Raw genomic sequence first — 17208 nt, 5'->3', positions numbered from 1 at the left:
TTTACCAAACCAGTACGTTTGAATTTGAGAAGTTGAAATTATTTTGAGTTTTCAGTTTTGTAACATTTCGACTTTTTCGAGAACAATCACCGCTGCCACCTTTTTATTTCGATACAGTGGACTCATTCGGCGAATTTCCATCGTCTGAGACAAGCGGTCTGCTGAGCGGATCTCACGCAAGACGTGCTTGGGAATGTCCGGTGCAAAGGTTTCCTGAACTTCGCCACTAAAGACTTTCCCCGCCTCTTGAATAATGCGCGTGGTGATCTCTTCATCCCTTGCAAACAACGCCCACCACTCATTGGTGTGCAGTTCTTCCAATGTGTAAGAGCAGAAATCAAAGAATGCAAAATTTCTGAAAAGCTGAATGTGGTCTGTGGAATATATCTCCACAATGTCTTCATCCGTTATGTGGCTGAACAAATCTGCACGGGGAACAAGCCCCAGTCGACGGAACGCACGCCAGGTGAAAGACAAGCTGTCATTGATGCGATAGCCTTCGGCCAATTGAGAATGGCAAAGCTCCTGGTAAAAACGCAATGTCTCGACAACTTGTTTTTTACCTGCCGTAGGCAAGTTGGAAAAGTAAGGCAACCCCGGCAAATATGGGACGATAGCCTTCCCCTCTGTCGCCAACATACGACAGATATCCTCAGAGATTGTTTTGAACTCTTGGCTCAAAATTTCATCAAGATTGCCATCTAACAAAGAATCTAACTGCATCACGTCCTCAATTGCCTCAAAAAGATACAGCGAAATCATATTAAAGGTACTAACTAATGTCCAATTCAAAGAAATTTTTGCCCGCTGAGAACGCAATCCTTACAAACTTCTCATGTTACTAAACAAGAACATAAGAAATAAAAAAAGAGACCTCAGGTGAGGTCTCTTTGCAAAATTTCATCTCTTGCTTGAAGTAACGAACTAAACGTTCTTGTTCAAGAACTCAAGGATGGCGTCTTTAGGGTGGTTGCCTACCAATTGCCCTACTTCGCTGCCACCTTTGAACAACAACATCGCAGGAATACCGCGGATGCCGTATTTGCCAGGAACACTTGGATTTTCATCCACGTTCACTTTTACAATCTTTACTTTCGCACCCAACTCTTGAGCCACTTCTTCCAACTTTGGAGCCAAGGCACGGCAAGGTCCACACCACTCAGCCCAGAAATCAACAAGGACCGGCGTTGTAGAGTTAAGAACTTCAGCGTCAAAAGATGTATCGGTAACTGCCTTTGTAAATGTGCCCATGAATGGCCTCCATTATCTAAACTAAATGTGATCCCGAAAACTCTATCGTCAAGGCCGACGAGGATCAATTACTTTTTAAAGAGGGCTTTTGTGAATTCCTGTCTTAACCTATCAATTTCACTAATATTTTCCCTATCCCAAGACTCTTCCAATGTCTTCTGGCGACGACGCGCTTCAACTCGTGACACCGTGCTTTTCGGAGCGACCTTCACATCTTCAACCATTTTTGCATATTTATTGATCTTCTCTGACAGACCACTTTCAGCTTTCTTCAGACTTTCCAGCGCCCTCACGCTGACTTCTGCCAGGCTTTCTTCGACTTCCGAAGACGGGTTTGATAAAACCTCATCCACCACTTGAGGTGTTGTTTCCTCTACTCTTTCCACCTCGGGCACACCGCCCCCGAACAGTTCTCGTTCGAAGGCCTTCATATCCACATCAGGAAAAGCACTTTCGGAAGATTCGGCAACAGACCGTTCAGAGTCCGCCGCCTGCATCCGATCACCAAAGCGGAAGGCGATCTTTTCGCCCTGCTCTTCGCTACTTAATGCCCCTTCTTCAGAATCCTCATGAACTCTTTCAGTGCGCAAAGAAGCACTGTCGGCAGACTCTTCCGGGGTTGTGCCTTTGACATAGATTGCTTCCCCTTCCGGGGAGTACTTACCAGAAACAGTCGTGGCTGACTTCTGCGGGCTTTCCACATGCATCGCCTTGTTCAGACGATCCAACAATAAGGCTTCATCATGCCCCAACATGCGCCCGATCACCTGCACCAGGCGTAAGGGCGGAACCGGGGACTCCAAAACCATGTCCACACGGATCTTGATCAGATCCTGTGGGTTCGGCTTGAAGTTCGCAGGGAAGATCAGAAGGGACTTCCCCTGCCAGCGGGCCATTTCTTTGAGGCGCTTACCAACCCCCAAAGAGCTGACCTTGGCGCCCTTACCGGCACCAACAACAAGATCCGGATTGAATGCCAGCATTTGTTCTGCCACGGAATATTCGCTGGTAAGACCTATCACGTCGAATCCCACTTTTTTTAAAGTGCCTTCAACCGACATCAGGTCCGCATAATCCTCATAAACCAAAAGAATCTTGTTCATGTCCCTATTGTCAGATAAGGATTCTAAAGGGTCAATAAGGCTTCTTCTGGACAATGGACGCGATGACGTCGTCCTTGGGGCAGTCTAGAATAGGGACAACACGGAGACCACTTTTGAGCATCTTTAACGGAAAAAAAGCCGCGCAGTACATCTTCTTTGAAATGCTTCCTAGTTTTATTTTGGGGCTTTTGGTATTTATATCAATCATCCTCATGTTTCAGGTGTTGCGTCTGACCGAGTTTGCGCTGGTGCATGGCGTGGCCCTGAAAACCATTGCCGAGATCATTGGCTATGTCGTCATCTCGATGCTGCCAATCCTATTCCCCATGGCCTTGCTGTTTTCGGTGCTTTTAACTTATGGCCGTCTTAGTCAGGACTCTGAAATAGTCGCCATGAAAGCCAGCGGTCTTCCCATGGGCACCTTGCTTCTTCCTGCTCTGATACTGGCAACTTTAGTGGGCATTATCTCGGCCCAAATGTCCTTTAACATCGCCCCTTGGGGAAATCGTCAGTTCGAGGTGCTGTACTCTCGCTTGGCCAACACCAAAGCGGCGGCCGTGATTAAAGAGGGCACCTTTTCAGAGGGGTTCTTTGACATGGTCATCTATGCCAACGAGGTGAACACCGACAAGGGCCTGTTGAAGAAAGTCTTCATCTACGACGAAAAAAGTGGCGACGTCCCGCTGACTATTATCGCCAAGGCAGGAGAGATCGTTCCTGATCCCGAACGCCCGGGACATGAAATCCTGCTGCGCCTGAATCAGGGCGAAATTCACCGTCAGGCCCAAACCCACACCAAAATCAGCTTTGACAACTATGACGTGCGCTTTTCAGAACCTTTGAATCTGGAAGAAAAAGCCAAATCCCCGCCCTCTTTGACTCTGCAGGAGGTTCGCAATCGCCTGAAGGAAAACATCGAGGACCAAGAGCTGCTGCGCACTCTGCAAACTGAATATCACAAGCGCTGGGCGATCTCTGTTCTGTGCATTGTCTTTGCGATGATAGGTGTAGGCCTGGGCACCACGACAAATCGTCGAGCCGCCAAAGCCGGTGGCATGATCATGTGTATTGGTATCATCATCTTCTATTGGATTTTGTATGTCGCCGCCGAAGGGGCCGCTCGCAGCGGCACACTGCCAGCGGCATTGGCGATTTGGACACCGAATGTGATCTTTGCAATTTTAGGTGCGGAAACTTTAAGAAGAAATTGGAACTAAGCTAGAACAAGGTGTGCCGACTAAAAATAGAGCGATGCAGTAGCATCCTTACTACCACGGTCGTCCCTGACCACATCGCCCCTCCCTTAACTCAAATGGTAGGGGCAATATGCAGAGCTTGCAAAAGGTTTTTTCACAAGCTTTCATTTTTTTCCCAAGCATTTTCATAACTTATGATACCCACTACAGGTAGTGCGATGATTCTATAATGCTGCTACCCCTACTGGGGACATTTGTGCCTCATTATTTTCTGCGCCGAAAAACATGAGTAAATCTTGAGCATCGCGGACCATCTGCGCACCGTCCAACAACAAATCCAAACCGCCCAAAAAGTGCGGATCCAAAGGATGCCCTGGAACAACCCACACCGGTCTCCCCAACTGCAGCGCTTGGGACGCAGTGATCAGAGTTCCACTTCGTCGTCTGGCCTCTACCAACAAGCTTGCCTGTCCTAGGGCGGCAATCAGGCGATTGCGATGATGGAAGAGATGCTTGTGCATTCTTTGCTGATGGTCATATTCACTTAAGAAGCAGCCACCCTGCTCTGTCACAAGAGACATCCACTCGCGTAAAGACGACGGATAAATTTCACCCAATCCTGACGGCAGCACAATGACCGTGGTGCATCCTTTGCGCAGGGCCACACTGTGAGCCTTTTGATCCACTCCCCGCGCCCCACCACTGACTATGCAAGGCTTCACCTGGTCACAAAATGCTGCCAGTTCTTTTTCCATCCACAACAAGGAATCCGCCGCAGGCTCCCGGCTCCCCACGACGGAAAGAGTCCTTTCATTCAGCCATGCCGGGGCGCCGATATAACTCAAAGTTAACGGCGGATCCGACATGCGATAACACATAGAGGGATACAGCACTTCACCATAAACCACGAACTGCACCCCCTGCATCTGAAGCTTCAAGGTTTCTTCGCAATGTCTTTTAAATAAGGAATGATTCTTCAGCAGAGCTTCATGCAACTCGGGCCATCGATCGCGAACTGCCACCATCACTTCGGGGGCCTGCAAACGCCCCTCCCGCGCCAGCATCTGATACATCAGGTGGATTTCATCCCGGGCCACAGCATAGGCCGGATGGTTCTTAATAATCTGTGATAAAGAATAAAGATCGTTCATACACAAAGGGCCCTGCAATCTGCAGAGCCCTTTGTGATGTCCTTAAAAGTCCAAATCAGAATCTTCAGATCCGGTCTCCGGCGCCGGTGTGGCCTCCGGAGTGTCTGCTGGCATTTCATCAAATTCTTTTTCAAAGTCCGAATCCACTTTGGCCGGAGCTTCAACCACCGGAGTGGAATTCATCGCCTGGGTGACAGGCCTTCCAACATAATCCCCGACAACCACATTGTCAGAGGCTTTCACCACATATCCGGTGGCAAAGTTCGGAGACACACGCACAATCTTCACCGTTCCGATCACCCGATCATTCATGACGGCCTGGCTCTTCTTGTTACGCACACGTTCGTCGGCAAAAATCGCCAAAGACTGACCTTCCTGCAGACCCTGCCCCGAACCGCCATCCAAGAACACCAATGTGTTGTTACCAAAGATATTGCGCTTACGATCAAACTGACCACCGATAATTTTAGCTCCCACCCCCGAGGTCAAATCCGAAGAAGACGGGTCGATCATCGGCAGGCGTCCGGGCGTCAACAACGCCCCGACTTCGATCGGCTGCAGGGATTTTTTCACGATCGCACGATAGATGTTTTGCTGATCATTTACTTTTTCAAGAATCTCGATCTGCCCTTGCAGTTCCACCATTTGACCTTCGCGGTTTTTCACCTGCGGGTCAGCCACTTTCGTCAGATTTTTCTGCGCGACAAATTCCTTGCTACTGGCGTCGTCCAACTGCACATAGATGAACTGGTACTCACCGGCGGTTTTCATGTCCATTTCCGTCGAAGTCACACGCCCCACTCCCGCAATCGGAGCGTCTGTCATGTAGTACTCCAAATATTCCGGCGCTGTCGGGAATTGGTTCTTGGGAAGCTCCACCTGAAGCTCCACCTTGGCATCCTTCAAAACTCCCATGCGGTACTGCGGAAGACTGTCCGGAAGACTTTTCAGCAGAGGCGCTCTTTTCTTAGGGCGCGGAATGCTGGCTCCGGCCGCAGACTTACTGACATCCGTGACGGCCGCCGGAGCCGTGACATCCTTCGCCACCGCGCCTGCGTCTGCAAGATCCAGCGTCGGCGCTTCATCGGCCGTCCCCGGGAAGAATTGAATGTTCATCAACGGGTCGATCTCATGCGGATTGGCGATGGCGCCGTTGTTCAAAGACCAAATTTTAGGCCAGAAGTTCGGATCACCAAAGAAGGTGGTGGAAATTCCCCACAGCGTGTCGCCCTTTTGAACCTGGTAAATTTCAGATTCACGGGCCCCCACAGCTTTTTCCCAAAGCTCAACAGACGTCGGCTGCTCATTGTAGCTCTTGTAAATACGATGGAATTCCGCCTCACGCGAGTAATCCGGCTCAGACCCAACAGAGGTCGCTTCAAGACTCGGAACCGGGGCTGGAGAGGACTCGACAGTGGCCGCTGGCGGTGGTGCCACCTCGGCCGGAGTCCCCGGAGACACTTCTTCAAAACTATCTTCAGGCGCCGCCACTTCGGGGGCTGGAGGCGCAGGAGCGGCCGCACCGTCCTCGGGAATTTCCTGGAACTCAGGCACAGTGGGTTCCACTGCTTCTTTTTGCTGACTTTCCAGAACGTCCAAAGGATCTGACTCCCAGGTTGCATCCGGGGGATTGTCCTGAGCTTTCGCCACAAGCGCCGTCAGGATCAGTGCCATCATTAAAGAGAACTTCTTGTTCATCACTCTTGCATCCTTGCCGTGAGAATTACTTCAGAACTTTCAGCTCAGCGTCCGCGCGGAACGATTCTGGGCTGCCCGGGTATTTCGCGCGCACTTCTGCCAGCGCCTTGCGTGCAAATTCCGGCAGATTCATTTTCTTGTAGGTCATAGCCTTGGCATACTTGGCCGCCGCGACTTTGTTACTTCGAGGATACTGCTTTTCAATCTGAGAGAAGTACTTGATCGCCTGGGCATAGTTGGCGTTATCCACGGCCATACGCCCTGCTAAGAACAGAGCATTGTCAGCATAGGCACTTTGAGGGAATCGACTAAGAAGGCTTTGCAAACGGCTTTTTAAAGCGATTTCATCATTGCCGTCATAAGCGCTTACCATTTCAGCATACAGAGTGATGTCACTTTCTTTCGAAAGGTCTTTCCCTGTCAGCTCCACCAGAAGAGCTTCCTGAGCCAAGTCGCGATTTTTTGTCTTGGAGCTTGCATCCACCGTCTTTGCTGTGGACACCAAAGGCAGGCTTAAAAGGACCGTTGCTGCTAATAGTCTAAGTTGCTTCATCTCTCGACACCTCTTGATCTTTTCTTAGTATGACACGCCTTGAGAAGTGCAAACAAGCAGGAGTTATCCACATAAAATGTTGAGTTATTGTAATCCTAGACCTTAGACCTATTTATTTTCAAGGGTTTCAGCGATTTGCTTGAAACGTAAGCACAGCATAAGTATATGTTTTTATTAAAATAAACCACATTAATGCTGTGTAATTATGCGTTTGAATTTCAGATCTTAAAATCCGGCCTCCGAAGACGCACGGACCCAATGACAGACTATTTTAGAAATCCAGCGCGTTATGAAATTTGCTAAGTGCCTGGAACCATGATCATTCTTGCCACCCTTGCTTTTTGCTTAAGCATCGCTTGTCCACCCACTTTGCTGATTAACACGTCACATCTGTCGCAGAGTTTTCAACAAAAGTGTGTTCGACTTCTGCCGAAGAATTCACTGGAACAGCAATCGCTTTCTTCACTTCTATGTGGAGAAAAAATCACAGACCCTGAATTGCAAAAAAATTTGCAGCGAACTTCACTGATTCACATCTTTGTTATTTCCGGATCTCACCTGATTTTGCTTGATGAACTCTTAGGCACTCTGCGAATTCCACTCTTTGTAAGATTCATCTTTCTGGCGCTGTATTCTCTTGCGGTGGGTTGGCAGGCGCCCGCCGTGCGCGCCCTGCTGGGGCTTTTCACGCGCAGTTTTTTACAACATCGCCGCTGGTGTTTTCCGGCGGATTTGACGGTCTTGATCACAGGACTTCTGGCGCTGATTTTATTTCCGGACTGGTGGAATTCTTTGTCGCTCGTGATGAGCTGGTGCGCGGCCCTGGCGTTGTGCTGGCCTTCTTTACTGCGGGTTCGCACAGGAGTGGGGCGGGTTTTTCTGTCGCAAATTTGCATCTTCCTGTTTATGTGCGCCCCTTTGTGGGGGCTGGGAAGCCTTCATCCTTTAAGTTTGGTGTACAACCTGATTCTGGCCCCGGTGGTTTCTTATCTGCTGCTGCCCCTGGCTTTTTTGGCCACGCTGATTCCAGCACTGGTGGGGACCTTTGATCATCTCATGTTGTTTTTCAAAGATTCCCTGGCAATCCTCGCAGAGCCCATCCTCCTGAATAAAGGAACCCTGCCCCGGATTGAAATTTTGTGGTTGTGGATTTTATTCTGGCACGTCTTCATGCATTTTCTGCGTTTGCGCCTCTGGCAAGGGCGGGACTCCCGGTGAGCCTTTTGATATTTATTCTGATCACTCTCAGCGCCACACCTGTGCAGGACTTTTTCACGCGGCCCTACTTCGTGATTTGGAATGTCGGACAAGGTCAGTGGCTGACGCAAATCACGCCGGAACGCTGCCAGCACTTTGACATGGGTGGTGAATTCTTCCCCTGGAAAAGGCTGCGACAGATTTGCGGCAACAAAGATAACGAGATCCATTTATCGCACTGGGATTGGGATCACATCGGCGCTCTTGCCAAACCCGCTTTGGACCGGACACTGCCCCGGCGCTGCCTGGCATTGCCCCCTGTCGGGAAGACATCCAAATACAAAAAATCTTTACTTGCAGACATCAGCCCCTGCCTTTCCCCTGCTTCGGAACTAAGAATCTGGACGTCCTCAACGCAAGAAAAAGACAGCAATGCTCGCAGCCATGTTCTGCTGCACCAAAATATTCTGATCCCTGGCGACTCCCCCCAGCGGCAAGAAGCCCTGTGGAGCCAGCGTCCCTGGGTGCGCAAATCCCGGGTTTTAATCCTGGGTCACCATGGCAGTCGCACCAGCACCTCGGAGAGGCTCCTCGCAAGCCTCCCGAACGTACGCCTGGCCATCGGCTCGGCCCGCTGGGCCCGCTACAAGCACCCACACCCTCAGGTCCTTAAACGCCTCCGCCAGCATCGTCTGCCTTTTCTGCGCACCGAGGACTGGGGGCATATCTGGATTGAGGGGGACGAATCCCAGACTGCCGCAGGAAAATAAAAAACCCGCATCTTTGTGAGATGCGGGTTTGATCTTCTTTTAAAAAGAATTGGCCGGAATTAAGCTTTGTAAGGCTTGTATTCCATGTGCAGGTCGCGAGCTACCGGCTCGTAAACCACGTGGCCACCGTAAGTGTTCAGACCTTTCAACAAAGCTGGGGATTTTGCCACAGCGTCTTCAACGCCCATAGCAGCAATCATAGAGCCGTATTTCAAAGTCACGTTGGTCAGTGCATAAGTGGAAGTTCTAGGAACAACACCTGGCATGTTTGGAACACAATAGTGAATCACGCCGTCAACTTCATAAGTTGGGTTCGTGTGAGAAGTCGGACGGCACGTTTCGATACAACCACCTTGGTCAACCGCAACGTCCACAACCACGGAGCCTTTGGACATGCTGGAAACCATTTCTTTGGAAACCAAAGTTGGCGCCTTGTGACCCGTGATCAGAACGCCACCGATAACAAGGTCAGATTCTTTTACGGAATCTTCGATGTTTTTTGCGTTAGAGAACAAAGTCATGCAACGGCCTTGGAAGATATCATCCAAATACTCAAGACGTGCTGTGTTCACATCAAGAATAGTTACGGAAGCGCCCAAGCCCACAGCCATTTTCGCCGCGTTCGTACCAACAACACCACCACCGATGATGGTTACTTTGGCAGGTTTAACACCAGTAACACCACCCATCAGGATGCCTTTACCGCCGTGATTTTTTTGCAAGTAGAAAGCACCGATTTGAGTCGCCATACGACCGGCAACTTCAGACATTGGAGTCAACAATGGCAAAGAGCCGTTGTCCAACTGGATGGTTTCGTAAGCAATCGCCTTTACTTTGCGCTCGCAAAGAACTTTCGTCAGCTTCGCTTCAGCAGCCAAGTGAAGATAAGTGTAAAGGATCTGATTTTCTCTCATCAGTTCGTATTCGTCAGGAAGTGGTTCCTTCACCTTTTGGATCATGTCCGCTTTTGCGTACACTTCTTTTTTGGTGTCGATGATTTTTGCGCCCGCTTTTTCGTACTGCTCGTTGGTGATGCCAGAGCCCACGCCCGCATCTTTTTCAACGATCACCGTGTGACCTTCAGTCACGTACTGGCGAACACCTGCTTCAGTCAAACCAACACGGTTTTCTGAAATTTTAATCTCCTTAGGAACACCGATAATCATGATCTTCTCCTGTCAGGCACAAAACGCACCCTCAATATTTGATTTTTCCGGTTGTGAAACCCAGCAAATATGCCAGATCGGTAATAAAAAGCAAGTTGGGCCGCGAAAGGTGCCTGGTTGTTTTTTCTAGCTACGCCGCAGCAGAACCTTTAATTCTAACCCTGAGGTTGGGACCGGAGAGCTCGTGGGGCTGATGCGTTGTAGCCAGAAAAAACAACCAGGCACCTTTTCGGGACGTTTTTTGGCGCTGATTTTGAGGGAACGGGAAGTTTCTACTGTCTAAAATCCTGACAGGGGAAATTCAGCCGGAAATCGTTTACTCTCCTCCGGATTTTAATTAGCTGGAGAAAAATATGAAATTTGTTGGACGTCTATCTCTCATGCTCCTTCTGTCTTCCGGAGCCTACGCCCAGAACAACGCCGCAGCAACTCAGTGGCGTATCACTCAGCCCGCCTGGACAGAAGCTCACGAGCAGCAGTTCGGCCAGTTCGTCGCCCGTCTTGGAGACGCAGTTGAGCGTCGCGAGTGCGGCAAGGTCGACACCTGCCTTAAAAGCACTGCGAACCTTTATTATGGCACCGACCCCGCAGGATTGAAGTACTACTCCGACTGTGCGGATCTTCCCTATTATCTGCGCGGCTATTTTGCATGGAAAAACGGTCTGCCGTTCTCTGTTTCTGCGGAGATCAAACCCAGTCCGTTGAATACCGAAAAAGTCAAAGACGTGCGCTACACTCCGCAAGGAAATATGGTGACCAAGCGCTATGACGTTCTGACCAAGAACGGCGTCTTCAAAAACACCTACCCCAATGCGCTGGAAATTCTGAACAACATCGTTCCAGGCCTGACTTTCTCGGCCTCTTTGCGTATGGCTGGCAACGAAGATACGGATCTGTTCACGGACTTCTACCCGACTCGCCTCAACCGCCAGGCCATCCGCCCGGGCACGGTGATTTATGATCCCAACGGACACGTCGCGATTATTTATAAAATCTCGGACGATGGTCGCATCTTCTATATCGACGCCCATCCGGACAACTCTTTAACGATGGGGATGTTCACTCCAAAATTCGTGCGCAGCAACCCCAATCAAGGCGCGGGCTTTAAAAACTTCCGCCCTCTGACTTTGGTTGACGCCAAAGTGGATTCCTCGGGTGCCTATGCCGGTGGAAAAATCGTGGCAGCCCGCAACTCTGAATTGCCATTGTATGGCCAGGAACAGTTCTATGGAACTCATCCTGATTCTGCCGGCTGGAGCAAGGGGAAATTCATCTTTAACGGTCAACAGGTGAATTTCTATGACTACGTTCGCCTGGCCCTGACCGATGGTGAAGCACATATTGATCCCCTAAAAGACATGGCTCAACTGACAGATGACATCTGCGTCAGCTTAAAAGACCGCGTGGATGCCGTGGATGCGGCCCGCACCTCGGGCGTTTCTGCCAAGGCCCACCCGGAAAGACTGCCACTGAATATCTTCGGCACCGAAGGCGAATGGGAAAACTATGCCACCCCTTCACGCGACGCGCGCTTGAAAGTGGCCTTCATGGATTTGCTGGCTTCGACAAAAGCCAATATTGAGCGCTATAAAAAACGGGACCGTTCTATCCGCTATAACGGTGGCAACCTGGCCCAGGATCTGTTCAACGTTTATGCGCAAAAAGCTCAGGCTTGTCAGTTCTCTTACACAACTTCCAACGGACGCACTGTGATGTTGAATCTGGAAGCCGCCCGCCAAAGACTGTTTGCCATGAGCTTTGACCCGTATCACTGCATCGAACTTCGCTGGGGCGCACGAATCCCGCAGGAACTGGCTTCCTGTCAGGACGATGCGAACAAACGTCAATGGTACGAACGCGAACAGTGGTTGCGCAATCAGTGGGAGCGCCGCTATGACGCGCGCATGGACTATTCTCTGAGCGAGCTCACAGGTCCTATTCCTGGAGTCGGCCTTGCAACTCCACCGGACATCGATATCGTTGGTTACTTGAAATCCCAAAGATAAAAAAAACCGGCTCTGAAAACAGAGCCGGTTTTTTTAACAACTCATTAAAAATTTCAAGCGCGCAATGAACCACTGTACGACTGCACTCAACGGCGATATAACCATCGCCATGATTCTCAGTATGGTTTTTGCTCTTCAACTTCAATGTGGTGTTCAACAAATGGGTGACTCTGTTCTGAGTTACGGAACCCTGATTTACACCTCTCAGGAATCCTCCACCCCAGCCCTGGCCTATTTTGAACAAAAGGGGCCGGCGTTTGCCAATCATCCCTTCTGTCTCTTTCTGCAGGACAAAATGAACACCCAACAGACATTTCAGATTCGTCTGGATGAAACTGGCAAAAGAATCCTAGGAGTTCGTTAGAACCTTGATCCGTCAGAAGGTTCGGGTGGTCGTGGCCCCGCAGCGATTATAGCCTGAGATCGTCAGACTGCGCGAAGCCCAATCCGACGGCCAGGAGCTGGTACTCAGACAGTCCACAGAGGTTCCACCAAAGTTACACTCCAACGAACCCACTCCCGCCCCGTTGTCAAAGACGATGAGGGCATCGGCAGCCTCTTTGGTTTTATCGAAAATGAAGGTTGGAACATAACCTCCACGGACATCACACATCTCTGAAACCATATCACTGGAATAGTGCTGACCATAGGCTGACGCATCAATCTTAAGTCCCAGTCCGGTCTTGTCGGCGTAGCTGTTTGAGGCGATATTTAAAATGTACAGGCGCATGTTTTTCGCCGAGGCGTAAGATGACTTTACCGTCAGCGACACATACAAATAACCATCGACCTCCGTGAACAGGCCATAGTACGAAGCCAACGCATAATCGTCCGACGGCACAATCCAAAGATAGTCAGCAGCATTGCTCATGTACGAAGGCTTGGTAAGTTTAAGCGTGATACTTTGACCAGGAATCAGTGTCACAGGTGTGCCAGCGTTGGGATAGGTCAGGATACTTGTGCTCGTGCTGGAATTATCTGTGTTGGCCGTAGTCCCGTCTGACGACGTCGAAGCCGAATCCGTCGAGCTGGGTGCACAGTTTTGAAAGGTCAATGTACAAATTGTCAGGACAGCAAAGACCATCACACTGCCCCAGATCTTCTTTTGATTCTGCATACATCCCCCCCCGGAAACACAGTCCTCATACAGTACCATCATTCTTAACGGCAAATGTTGAGAAAAAATGGAATAAGGCCTGTCTGTCTCATTTCAAAACACTTTGACTAAACACAGCCAAAACTTGCCACAACGAAGTTCAGACCAGGCTTCAGGGGCTCGCGGTATTTATGATTTTTGGTTCTTCCGAGGTTCTTGTGCCCTTACGCCGGGTAGAGTTCAAGTTTTCCGCAGTAGAACAAGATCGCGATTCGGTAGTTGGCAAAGTTTCTGAAGCCACGAGCATTGGCTTTGATGGATTGGATCTTCGAGTTGAACCCCTCCATCATCGCGTTGGTGATGTGGTGGCGTAAGTAGGTCAAGATGTTGTCGAGATGCCGGCGCATGAGCTTGGCGACGTCGCTCATCGGTTTAAGCCTGGAGTGCGTCGCCCACCAATACCATCGGTCGAAGAACTTTCTCGCCGAAGCTTGATACGTGTAGCTCCAAAACTCCGAGAACATCTCCTTCATCGACCACGCTCGCCCTGATTTAAGTTTATCCATGCGAAGCTCGTTGAACCGAGAGGTCTCGGCATCGCTCATGTTCTCGGGGTTTTTCAGAAACAGATATTTCGCACCTTTGAGTGTCTCGACATCGTCTTTCATAAACGCCCGATGCTCTTGGCGCCTCACTTTGTCGACCGCATCGCCCAAGTATTTTGAGATGTGGAACTTGTCGTGCACGATGTCGGCTTGGGGCGCATTCGTCTTTGTTGACGTGATGAAGGCGTCCCACATATCCATCGCAACAGCATCGATGCCGGATCTCGTCTCCTCTGGAAGCTTCTGCCAGAGTGAGTCTGTGGCCTCAAGTGTTCTGCCTTCGACGACATCTAGAACGCGTGCACCACCGATGTCGGTCATCAGTGAGGCGTACTTGTGACCTTTCAAAAAACTTTTCTCATCGATACCGACGTGTTTGATCTCATCAAGCTTGCGACGCTCAAGACCGCGTTCGACCGCGCGCTTTTGGATGTGATGGACCTGGTCCCACGAAAGCCCTAAAAGCCTTGCCGCCTCTTTGAGGCTCTTGGCGGCAATCATGACGTCAATCGCGAGCCTCTCAAAAAGCAGAGTGAAGCGAGAGTTCGGACCAGCCCATGGGACGTTGATTGTCTTCGCCCCATGCTCCTTGCAATCTGATCTTGGTACACGTGAGCGAATGATCGTTTGAAATTGCATCGTGTCCAAATGCCGCCACCTGCGCTCCTCGCGGTGATCTTTGATCGAACACGATCGCCCGCACTCGGGGCACTCCGGCTCGTGGCCTTTCGACCACTCGACATCAACCTCGACGAGACGATTTACGGTATCAAGGTTGACGTTAGTGACTGACCACGGCGGCACAAGACCGAGAAGCTGCTCGAACAACTGGTGTGAATCGGATGGATTTCTCATCCGAAAATCGAAGCTCATAAATTAAGCGAATTCAATTCGTGCGCGCCGGGCTACCCACAAAAAACTCGGAATACCCTGATTTTTTAAAACGAAATCTTTTCTCTCTTCATCCGTGGCGGCATAACAATAGTCCACAAAGGTGTCCAAAACACTTTCGGTTTCCGCATCCAGGATGGCAAAAGCTCTTTGATTTGTGTTGGGATCCTGATAGTAGACCTCTAGGTAATTGCCCACTTTGCGGATGGAACTGACCTTGGCGATAGGAATGGGGTGCGACTTGAGATTTTCAGTAAGTTTTGTCTCGACAACACTTCCACCTGCCGAACCACCGGTGGACTCAAGGACCCTGTCTGCTTCCGGAGATGTCTTATTCACAAAATAAATCTTCTGCTGTTCATTCCGGACCAGAGTCAAAATTTCATAGGCCGCCGCATCCGTGAAAACAGTCTGACAACTTCCGCTAATGTCACAACTGCCAAACCACTGCGGCTGACCGAAGACCCAGGGTTCAAAATAGTACATACGGTCCTGAACAATCCCGTGATATTGATTGCTGGAATAGCTTAATGTGCTTAATCCCGACCCCAGCCGATAAGACTTCAGGGTTGAGTTCACATTCAAAATGAGAGAACCATCCATCACCCCTTCAGTGAACACCGTCCCTGTCCCGGCCAAAACCCGAACCGGCAGAAGTTGATCTGCCTTAGTCACGTCCACGATCACAAGATTGACGTCCTGAGTGATGGAATCAAAAAGAAACACCGTCAATAAATTGTCCATATCCATGCGAACATTACCGACATTCGCTGCCGCTATCGCCGTAAGATCCCCCCCGCTCAGGGGCAATTTTGTGTAGGCATCGTCAAGGTAAACAAAAAGATCCACCAATTTGCTGTCAGACGGATCTGCCAAAGCGATCTTGCGAACCTCAATCAGATCCACAGCACTGCCCGGGAAGACAGGAGAATTAATTTGATAACGATAGTTGCTGTCATCCAAGTATCCCAGTCTCGGTAAGAGCGGGGCCACTTCCCCACTGGCTTTGTCGATCTGATAAGCGACAGGTTCATAAGCCGCATCCAAACAATGAAGATTTATAAAGGATTTGTGAGGGAAGACAGTGCATGATTCCAGTCCTGCGGGAAGATCCGCGACGTATTGATTGGCCTCCGCTTTGGCCGAAACAAACCAAAGCACCTTGTCCGGCCAAGCCCCCGGGGATGCCGGGGACTTCACCACTACGGCATAACCATTCCCCGGAGAACTGGGATCTGCCGCAAAGAAGTCAATGTAACCTGGAATGCTGGCGACATAGTCAAATTGTGACTGATCTTTACTGATATAGATTTCGGAAATATCGCTGTTATCCGCTTTGGCTCTGAAATCGATGGAAAGAACTTCCGTGAAGACGTCCTCTTCGGGCCTCAGGCTGTTCTGCGAACTGCCTTCACGCATATTTAAGTCCAACGTACACGCTGAAAGCAAAGAAAAACACAGGAAAAGAGCCGAAAGATTCAGTTTCATACGATAAACTATCGGCACTTTTGACGGGAGCTTAACTATAAAGGGCCTCGCATAAGACCCTCTCCTGGTAAATTGTTTGCTTGAATACAAGGAACAACGAGTTTATCTCAGACTGGCACAGTCCATCCGGTGTAGCGCTGAACTTCCTCTGAAATATCAGCCCCCAATTCGACGTGACGATAACTGTTCGGAGAATCCCAGATCTTGCGTACAAGCTTGTTCATCACATCGTGACCGGCTTTATACAGCACAACATGCCCCATCAAAGGCATTTCCAGCGTCACCAGATCCCCCAACGCATCCAGAGCCTTATGGCGCACAAATTCATCCGCCCAACGAAGTCCATCCGGATTCACAACAGTTTCACCATCCAACACCACGCAGTTATCCAGACTGCCACCTTTGGCAAGACCGCGGGCTTTTAATGCCTCCACGTCCTTCATAAATCCAAAGGTGCGCGCATTGGCGACATCACGCCCAAAGGATTGTTCGTTGATGTCCAGATCAATCGTCTGTTTGCCAATTGTTGGATTCGGGAAATCAATGGTCACAGTCAAACGCAGGCCGTGATAGGGAACCACATAGGCATGCTTATCACCTTCGCTAAAGTAAATCGGCTCTGTAATATAACAATACTTGCGCGGCTGATCCTGCTCCACAATCCCCACGGCCAGTAAGGCCTCCAGGAAAACCTTGGCACTGCCATCCCCAATGGGAATTTCGGGCCCGTCCAGTTCGATGAACAAGTTATCAATGCGAAGTGCAGAGAGAGCGGATACACAGTGTTCAATAGTCGCCACGGAAAACTCAGGACCACCGATCGTTGTCTGGTGCGAAGTCGCCTGAACATTGCGAGCAGTGACTTTCAAAGAAGGACTGCCGGGCAAATCGGTGCGAATAAAGTAAACGCCCGTGTCAGCAGGAGCCGGTCGGAAAGTCAGCGTGCAGGGATCGCCGGAGTGAATCCCGATCCCCTGAACAACGGTCTTTTTACGAATTGTTTTCTGTAAGAACATCTTGCCTAGACTGTACCGTAA

At 50.0% G+C, this 17208-nt stretch carries 16 protein-coding genes; 5 read left to right on the top strand and 11 right to left on the bottom strand.

Annotated features, from left to right (window positions below):
- Positions 1–51 precede the first annotated feature (51 nt).
- From ACZ5ZV_RS07150 to ACZ5ZV_RS07140, 3 genes are all read right to left on the bottom strand, one after another.
- A complete protein-coding gene (locus ACZ5ZV_RS07150) occupies positions 52–723 on the bottom strand; it encodes a hypothetical protein (protein WP_464120738.1) in 672 nt (223 codons plus the stop codon).
- A gap of 201 nt (positions 724–924) precedes the next feature.
- Complete coding sequence (gene trxA, locus ACZ5ZV_RS07145) at positions 925–1251, bottom strand: thioredoxin (RefSeq protein ID WP_464120737.1); 327 nt, start codon at positions 1249–1251, stop codon at positions 925–927.
- A 68-nt stretch (positions 1252–1319) separates the two neighbouring features.
- Positions 1320–2354, bottom strand: a complete 1035-nt coding sequence (locus ACZ5ZV_RS07140) for an RNA methyltransferase (protein ID WP_464120736.1) — start codon at positions 2352–2354, stop codon at positions 1320–1322.
- A 113-nt stretch (positions 2355–2467) separates the two neighbouring features.
- Here ACZ5ZV_RS07140 and lptF point away from each other — a divergent pair, with 113 nt between their 5' ends.
- Positions 2468–3571, top strand: a complete 1104-nt coding sequence (gene lptF, locus ACZ5ZV_RS07135; protein WP_464120735.1) for an LPS export ABC transporter permease LptF — start codon at positions 2468–2470, stop codon at positions 3569–3571.
- Between the two features lie 203 nt (positions 3572–3774).
- Here lptF and ACZ5ZV_RS07130 read toward each other — a convergent pair whose 3' ends face one another.
- Genes ACZ5ZV_RS07130 through ACZ5ZV_RS07120 form a run of 3 tightly spaced genes read right to left on the bottom strand, consistent with a single transcriptional unit; the run spans position 3775 to position 6952 of the window.
- Positions 3775–4701 carry a DNA-processing protein DprA gene (locus ACZ5ZV_RS07130; protein WP_464120734.1) on the bottom strand — a complete coding sequence of 309 codons (927 nt, stop codon included), beginning with the start codon at positions 4699–4701 and terminating at the stop codon, positions 3775–3777.
- Between the two features lie 42 nt (positions 4702–4743).
- Entirely contained in the window at positions 4744–6399 is a 1656-nt protein-coding gene (locus ACZ5ZV_RS07125; protein ID WP_464120733.1) for a LysM peptidoglycan-binding domain-containing protein, read from the bottom strand.
- A 25-nt stretch (positions 6400–6424) separates the two neighbouring features.
- The gene (locus tag ACZ5ZV_RS07120; protein WP_464120732.1) at positions 6425–6952 is read right to left on the bottom strand and encodes a tetratricopeptide repeat protein; all 528 of its coding nucleotides are present in this window, start codon (positions 6950–6952) and stop codon (positions 6425–6427) included.
- Positions 6953–7267: 315 nt separating this feature from the next.
- Here ACZ5ZV_RS07120 and ACZ5ZV_RS07115 point away from each other — a divergent pair, with 315 nt between their 5' ends.
- Both ACZ5ZV_RS07115 and ACZ5ZV_RS07110 read left to right on the top strand, forming a co-directional pair.
- Positions 7268–8170 carry a ComEC/Rec2 family competence protein gene (locus ACZ5ZV_RS07115; protein WP_464120731.1) on the top strand — a complete coding sequence of 301 codons (903 nt, stop codon included), beginning with the start codon at positions 7268–7270 and terminating at the stop codon, positions 8168–8170.
- Positions 8167–8919: a ComEC/Rec2 family competence protein gene (locus tag ACZ5ZV_RS07110; RefSeq protein ID WP_464120730.1), complete on the top strand. Its 753-nt coding sequence runs from the start codon at positions 8167–8169 to the stop codon at positions 8917–8919. The genes ACZ5ZV_RS07115 and ACZ5ZV_RS07110 overlap by 4 nt, the downstream gene beginning before the upstream one ends.
- 59 nt (positions 8920–8978) lie before the next feature.
- Here the strand turns inward: ACZ5ZV_RS07110 and ald are convergent, their stop codons facing one another.
- The gene (ald, locus tag ACZ5ZV_RS07105) at positions 8979–10085 is read right to left on the bottom strand and encodes an alanine dehydrogenase (RefSeq protein WP_464120729.1); all 1107 of its coding nucleotides are present in this window, start codon (positions 10083–10085) and stop codon (positions 8979–8981) included.
- A gap of 353 nt (positions 10086–10438) precedes the next feature.
- Between ald and ACZ5ZV_RS07100 the strand changes: the two genes are divergently transcribed.
- Positions 10439–12091, top strand: a complete 1653-nt coding sequence (locus tag ACZ5ZV_RS07100; protein ID WP_464120728.1) for a hypothetical protein — start codon at positions 10439–10441, stop codon at positions 12089–12091.
- 121 nt (positions 12092–12212) lie between these two features.
- The gene (locus ACZ5ZV_RS07095) at positions 12213–12455 is read left to right on the top strand and encodes a hypothetical protein (RefSeq protein ID WP_464120727.1); all 243 of its coding nucleotides are present in this window, start codon (positions 12213–12215) and stop codon (positions 12453–12455) included.
- A gap of 12 nt (positions 12456–12467) precedes the next feature.
- Here ACZ5ZV_RS07095 and ACZ5ZV_RS07090 read toward each other — a convergent pair whose 3' ends face one another.
- The 4 genes from ACZ5ZV_RS07090 to lpxC all read right to left on the bottom strand — a co-directional run bounded on the left by ACZ5ZV_RS07090 (position 12468) and on the right by lpxC (position 17187).
- Positions 12468–13208, bottom strand: coding sequence for a hypothetical protein (locus ACZ5ZV_RS07090; RefSeq protein ID WP_464120726.1), 741 nt, complete (start codon positions 13206–13208; stop codon positions 12468–12470).
- A 203-nt stretch (positions 13209–13411) separates the two neighbouring features.
- The gene (locus ACZ5ZV_RS07085) at positions 13412–14647 is read right to left on the bottom strand and encodes an ISL3 family transposase (RefSeq protein WP_464117565.1); all 1236 of its coding nucleotides are present in this window, start codon (positions 14645–14647) and stop codon (positions 13412–13414) included.
- Between the two features lie 21 nt (positions 14648–14668).
- The gene (locus ACZ5ZV_RS07080; RefSeq protein WP_464120725.1) at positions 14669–16171 is read right to left on the bottom strand and encodes a hypothetical protein; all 1503 of its coding nucleotides are present in this window, start codon (positions 16169–16171) and stop codon (positions 14669–14671) included.
- 107 nt (positions 16172–16278) lie between these two features.
- On the bottom strand, positions 16279–17187 hold the full coding sequence (lpxC, locus tag ACZ5ZV_RS07075; RefSeq protein WP_464120724.1) for a UDP-3-O-acyl-N-acetylglucosamine deacetylase: 909 nt from the start codon (positions 17185–17187) through the stop codon (positions 16279–16281).
- Positions 17188–17208: the final 21 nt, after the last annotated feature.

The organism is Bdellovibrio sp. HAGR004, assembly GCF_055397015.1.
The sequence above is the reverse complement of the archived record's forward strand: the minus strand, read 5'-3'. Positions and strand labels throughout refer to the sequence as shown.